At 35.5% G+C, this 4,901-nt stretch carries 6 protein-coding genes and 2 pseudogenes; 7 read left to right on the forward strand and 1 reads right to left on the reverse strand.

Annotated elements, in window-relative coordinates; genetic code table 11:
• The 7 genes and pseudogenes from AAC037_RS19655 to AAC037_RS19685 all read left to right on the forward strand — a co-directional run.
• A pseudogene (locus AAC037_RS19655) lies at window positions 1–546 on the forward strand (helicase); the annotation flags it as partial.
• A gap of 208 nt (window positions 547–754) precedes the next feature.
• Window positions 755–1,606: a toprim domain-containing protein gene (locus tag AAC037_RS19660; RefSeq protein WP_339666694.1), complete on the forward strand. Its 852-nt coding sequence runs from the start codon at window positions 755–757 to the stop codon at window positions 1,604–1,606.
• Complete coding sequence (gene mbpA / locus AAC037_RS19665) at window positions 1,597–2,097, forward strand: mobilization protein MbpA (RefSeq protein WP_339666695.1); 501 nt, start codon at window positions 1,597–1,599, stop codon at window positions 2,095–2,097. The genes AAC037_RS19660 and mbpA overlap by 10 nt, the downstream gene beginning before the upstream one ends.
• Window positions 2,094–2,957, forward strand: a complete 864-nt coding sequence (locus AAC037_RS19670) for a relaxase/mobilization nuclease domain-containing protein (RefSeq protein WP_339666696.1) — start codon at window positions 2,094–2,096, stop codon at window positions 2,955–2,957. Before mbpA ends, AAC037_RS19670 begins: the two co-directional genes overlap by 4 nt.
• A 12-nt stretch (window positions 2,958–2,969) precedes the next feature.
• The gene (locus tag AAC037_RS19675; protein ID WP_339905013.1) at window positions 2,970–3,344 is read left to right on the forward strand and encodes a DUF6730 family protein; all 375 of its coding nucleotides are present in this window, start codon (window positions 2,970–2,972) and stop codon (window positions 3,342–3,344) included.
• A gap of 95 nt (window positions 3,345–3,439) precedes the next feature.
• Window positions 3,440–3,694 carry a DUF6730 family protein gene (locus AAC037_RS19680; protein WP_339666699.1) on the forward strand — a complete coding sequence of 85 codons (255 nt, stop codon included), beginning with the start codon at window positions 3,440–3,442 and terminating at the stop codon, window positions 3,692–3,694.
• Between the two features lie 6 nt (window positions 3,695–3,700).
• Entirely contained in the window at window positions 3,701–4,048 is a 348-nt protein-coding gene (locus AAC037_RS19685) for a hypothetical protein (RefSeq protein WP_339905014.1), read from the forward strand.
• Between the two features lie 301 nt (window positions 4,049–4,349).
• Here the strand turns inward: AAC037_RS19685 and AAC037_RS19690 are convergent.
• A pseudogene (locus tag AAC037_RS19690) lies at window positions 4,350–4,901 on the reverse strand (hypothetical protein); the annotation flags it as partial.

Raw genomic sequence — 4,901 nt, forward strand, 5'->3', positions numbered from 1 at the left:
AATGAAGATAACTTTATAAAAATTGATGCTAATGAAACCCGGTTCTGGGTGATCAAAGTTCCAGTCCTAGAAAAAGAACATACAGATTACCTGGAAAAGCTAATTTCTGAAATTCCTGCTTTTCTCTATTTTCTTGAGCATCGACAAATCTCTACCCGGCATTTGACGCGTATGTGGTTTACCCCACAGCAAATCAAAACAATTGCTTTGAAAAAATTAGTTCAACACAATCGTAATCGTGTTGAAAAGGAGTTGGCCAGTATCATTTTAAGTGTCGTGGAAAAATTTGATTTGGAAGAAGTACACCTTTGCCCTATTGATGCCTTGCATGCACTTAATAAAACTAGAGTTAAAACAGATCTAACGCAGCTCAGGAGGTTATTAAAAAAAGACTGGAAGTTAAAGAATCAGGACAATTCCAATAAGTATCAAAAGTTTACGATTTGGAGTGATGGAGATATGAATTTGGCAGATGCAAAAGGACGCTATTTTACCATAGAAAAGCCTTTCCTAGTCCAAAATTTTGATGAATTGATGACAGATTGAGTCGAAGCCAGTGTTTATGGGGCTTAAGGCCGTCATCACTTTGTCATCATTCTGTCATCAAAATAAAAAGTGATGACAGAAAAAGATGTAAAAAATTGAAAAATGATGACGTGATGACAAAACGATGACACAGAAAACTCAATGTTTATAGGGTTTCCAGAGGGGTTGTCATCAAATCATCAAAAATGTTGTTAAAAATGAGGAGCTCATGAAAAAAGAAAAAATTAACTGTAAAAAAGCTCGAAATCTTTGCCTGCTTCAAGTGCTGGCAAAATTCGAGCATTTTCCCAAAAAGGAATCGGAAAAAGAAGCTTGGTTTCTAAGTCCCCTGCGGTCAGAAACACAAGCCTCTTTTAAAGTTTCTAAGCTAAAAAATAGATGGTACGATCATGGGTTAGGTATTGGTGGGAATGTTATAGACTTAATCATCCGAATTTTGAATTGCTCCGTTCGGGAAGCATTGATTATTTTAAATGATAATACTTCTCTTTTTTCTTTTCAACAGCAACCAGTTCTTAATGAAAAAAGTGCAGGTTTAGCTATACTAAAGGTGGAACCAATTCAGCGATTGGAATTAGTGAAATATATTACATACAGAAAAATACCTTTAAACACGGCAAAGAACTATTGTCAAGAGGTCTGGTATCAAAATAATGACAAAACATTTTTCGCGCTAGGTTTAAGAAATAATGATGGCGGTTGGGAACTGAGAAATAAATACTATAAAACATCGACTTCACCCAAAACATTTAGCTACATAGATAATGGTCATAAGAATGTATTGGTTACCGAAGGCATGTTCGATCTGTTTTCGCTAGATAGTATGCTACAAGAGAAAATAAAAGAAGTTGACTTATTAGTTCTTAATTCGGTTGCATTTGTAAAAAAGATGATTCCTATCCTAACTGATTATGAAAAAATCCTTCTCTATTTAGATAATGACCTCCCAGGTGATTTGGCTACAAATTATCTACTGGATGAATGTCCACAATCACATGATTGTAGAGAGCTTTATAAAGGATATAAAGATGCAAATGAAAAGCTGATGTCATGGATTTAAGAACAAAAAAACATAACACAAAAACAGTTAATAAAGCGATACTTAACCTAACTGAAGAACATTTAAAAGATGGTGATACTATTCTTTTAGATATCGGTGAAAAAGATTTGTTGCAAACAAATTCGAGATGTGTGCCTGTGGGCACAATCTCGATTACTCCCGATGGTCGCAATGAAAAAAAGAGTCGGTTTAGGCGCAAAACCGACGTGATCAAATTTAGGTGTACTTCCATGGAAAAAAAGTTATTGAAAAACAGAGCGAAAAGAAGTGGGCTGACGCTCAGTGAATATTTAAGAAGGGTAGCGTTTGAAAAGAAGATTACTGAGCGATTGACCGAAGATGAGATTCTTATCTATAGCACTTTGGTCAAGTTTCATAACAACTTTAAGTCCATTGGTAATATGTATCGCAAGCGCAATCCTAAACTTACAGAGGAAGTCTATCGATTAGCCAATGAGATAAAATCACATTTACAAAAGTTGTCACCATGATAGGAAAAGGTAAAGCAATCGCCCATACACAAGCTTCCGTAGCTTATGGATGGAATCAGGAAAAAGGAGCGGAAGTTGTCTTTAAACAAGAACTGATTGGTGACAATCCTAATGAGATAACTCAAGAGTTTAAAATGGTCCAGGACCAGAACTACCATTGTCAAAAAAATACTCTGTCCTTTGTCATAAGTCCAACCATAGAAGATGGAAAACGATTACAGCAAAAAGATTTAGAAATGATATGTAAGCGATTTATGAAAGAAATGAAATTAGAGCAAAGGCAGGCTATTGCATTTGTCCATAGAAATAAAGAGCATACTCATATTCATTTATACGTGAATCGTATTGATTATAGAGGTGTGGCTTATAATGACAGTTTCATTGGGAAACGAAGTCAATATGCTGCTGAAAAAGTGGCTGAACAAATGCAATTAACTACGGTGAAACAAGTACAGTTCGAAAAGGAATTTTTATTGAAAGAAGTTCGACAGGAGATTAAGCGAAGACATGAACTGACCTTAAAACAATTTACTCCAAAGAATTTTGATGATTACATCAAAGCCATGCATACCAATGGCGTAAAAGTACTTCCAAGTATCAATAAAGCAGGGAATATTCAAGGGTTTAGATTTGAATTTAATGGTTATAATTTGAAAGGGAGCGAAGTACATCGTAATATGACCGGAGGCAATATTGGGCAACGGCTTTATTGTAAATCAAATAATGTAATACAAAACATAGCTCCAGTAAAAGTCTTAGATAAAGCTATTCCTTTAGCTCCAAGATTGGCTTTAAGTATTGTAAAGAAAATTGCAAAGCGAGTTGTGAAACATTCTATTGACGTAGGGATTGGAATTTAAAAGATTGAAATAATGACTAGAATTAAAGAGTATATGGAATTGCTAACTTCTGAACTGGAAGAGTTCCGTGGTGATGTAAATAGGTTGAAGACTATTAATGATCAAATTAAAGATGCAAAAGTCGCCATTGACCTTTCGGAAATCAAGGCTCTTTTAGAAGAATATAATAACCAACTAAAAAGACAAAGTGAACTACAGGAAAGACAATATAGAAGATTTGAAGTTCTATTTAAAAAGGCAGGGGTCTATCCTAAATGGGCAATTATTACCTTCATTCTTGCAATTCTTATTTCAGTAGTATCTTTGGTTTATGCTTATAAAACCAAAACAACCTTAGAGAAATTTAAAGATGCCAACCACATTGAGAAGGTTATTCACAATAAATAAAATGTGTTTGTAACTAATAATACTTTTCAAGCTATTACTTTCATTTAATAATTTGTCCAGTTTATTTTATAAAAAACTGGACATTTTTTAAATATTTGAAAAAATTAAACCCATTGAAAGTTACTGAATACATAATAGATACCATAAATAGATTGCCAAAAGGATATGTATTCACCTATGAGGACTTTATAACAGAGGTGATTAAGAAGGAAGCCATTATAAAAGCACTTAATCGTATGGCAAAATTGGGTGAAATCATGGAAGTGCTTACCCAGGAAATAAATGGGTTCAATGCCTCTATTGAGAAGTTGGAAGGGCTTACGGACAAATTGCGGAATACGAAAGTGTAGGCCGATGTGTCGAATATTGAATTTCACCTTAAGGATTACCTACGCTCACAACAACGAATATCCGATGCCTATGAGGGGCAAATAAAGGGTGTGCTGACAACCATCAAAAAATCAAGATGGACACCCAAATGGGAAGGTGTAATGTTATATGTAGTCATAAGTTTGAATACCCTTGTGTTCAGTTATCTGGGCTATCACTTTATCCAGTTCGAAAATAAAAAGGAGGCTGCATTCTTAAAAGGTAGGGAAAAGGGGATCAACGAATTAGGGGAATATTTCAAAGACCATCCGGTCATTTACAAAGATTTTCAGAAATGGGTTAACAAAAGGGATCGTGCTCCAAATCAAAAGTAGCATGCGCCCTATCCGGTTTTTGCCGAGCGCTTATCTACCGGAACACTACAAAAACCGGACAGGATCCACGCGCAAAGTTTTGAGGTAAGTTTGGGGTGAAGAGGATTGATGCAATAAAATCAAAATTTAAGGAATGTCTCGATAACTATTGGATTCTGACAATGAATCCAATGAACAATGTGCAGTGTTGGTTACAGCATGTAGTCAATATCCTTAAATCAATCAATAAGCGTATTGCGTTACATAAATAGGCCGGAATCTAAATGACTTTATATTAAACTGTACATTTATTTCATGTCTGCTACTGCAATGTAGAAGACACCGCTGTTTTTCTTCCCTGCTTTTTCCTGTACAGTTCTCTATTTTCCCGGGCTTCCCTAACGAGTCCTTCTACAATAGGGGTCACCAGGACCTCCATGGCTAATTGCATTTTTGTACCCGGAACAACAATAGTGTTGCGTCTCGAGATAAAAGAGCCTTCGATCATCCTCTTTAGAAAGGTAAGGTCTATTTTATATTTTAGGATGATTTCTTTTTTTATTCGAATCACTATCAGACTCTCATCCTCGGTAGGTACATCCCGGGAAATAAAAGGGTTAGAGGTATCCACAGTCGGAACCCGCTGGAAGTTAATATGACTGTGTTCGAATTGCGGTGTAATGTAATCTACATAGTCATCAATACGTTTTTTTATGGTATCTACTATTTCTCTGGTAGAATATCCTCTTTTTTCACGGTCTCGTTGTATTTTCTGGATCCATTCCAAATTGATCACGGGAACTACACCAATTAAAAGATCTACGTATGGAAAAACACCTTGAACCCCACCGTGGAGCCCTTCATAGAACAATAC

The sequence above is a fragment of the uncultured Cyclobacterium sp. genome (genome assembly GCF_963976465.1).
Taxonomy (GTDB): domain Bacteria; phylum Bacteroidota; class Bacteroidia; order Cytophagales; family Cyclobacteriaceae; genus Cyclobacterium.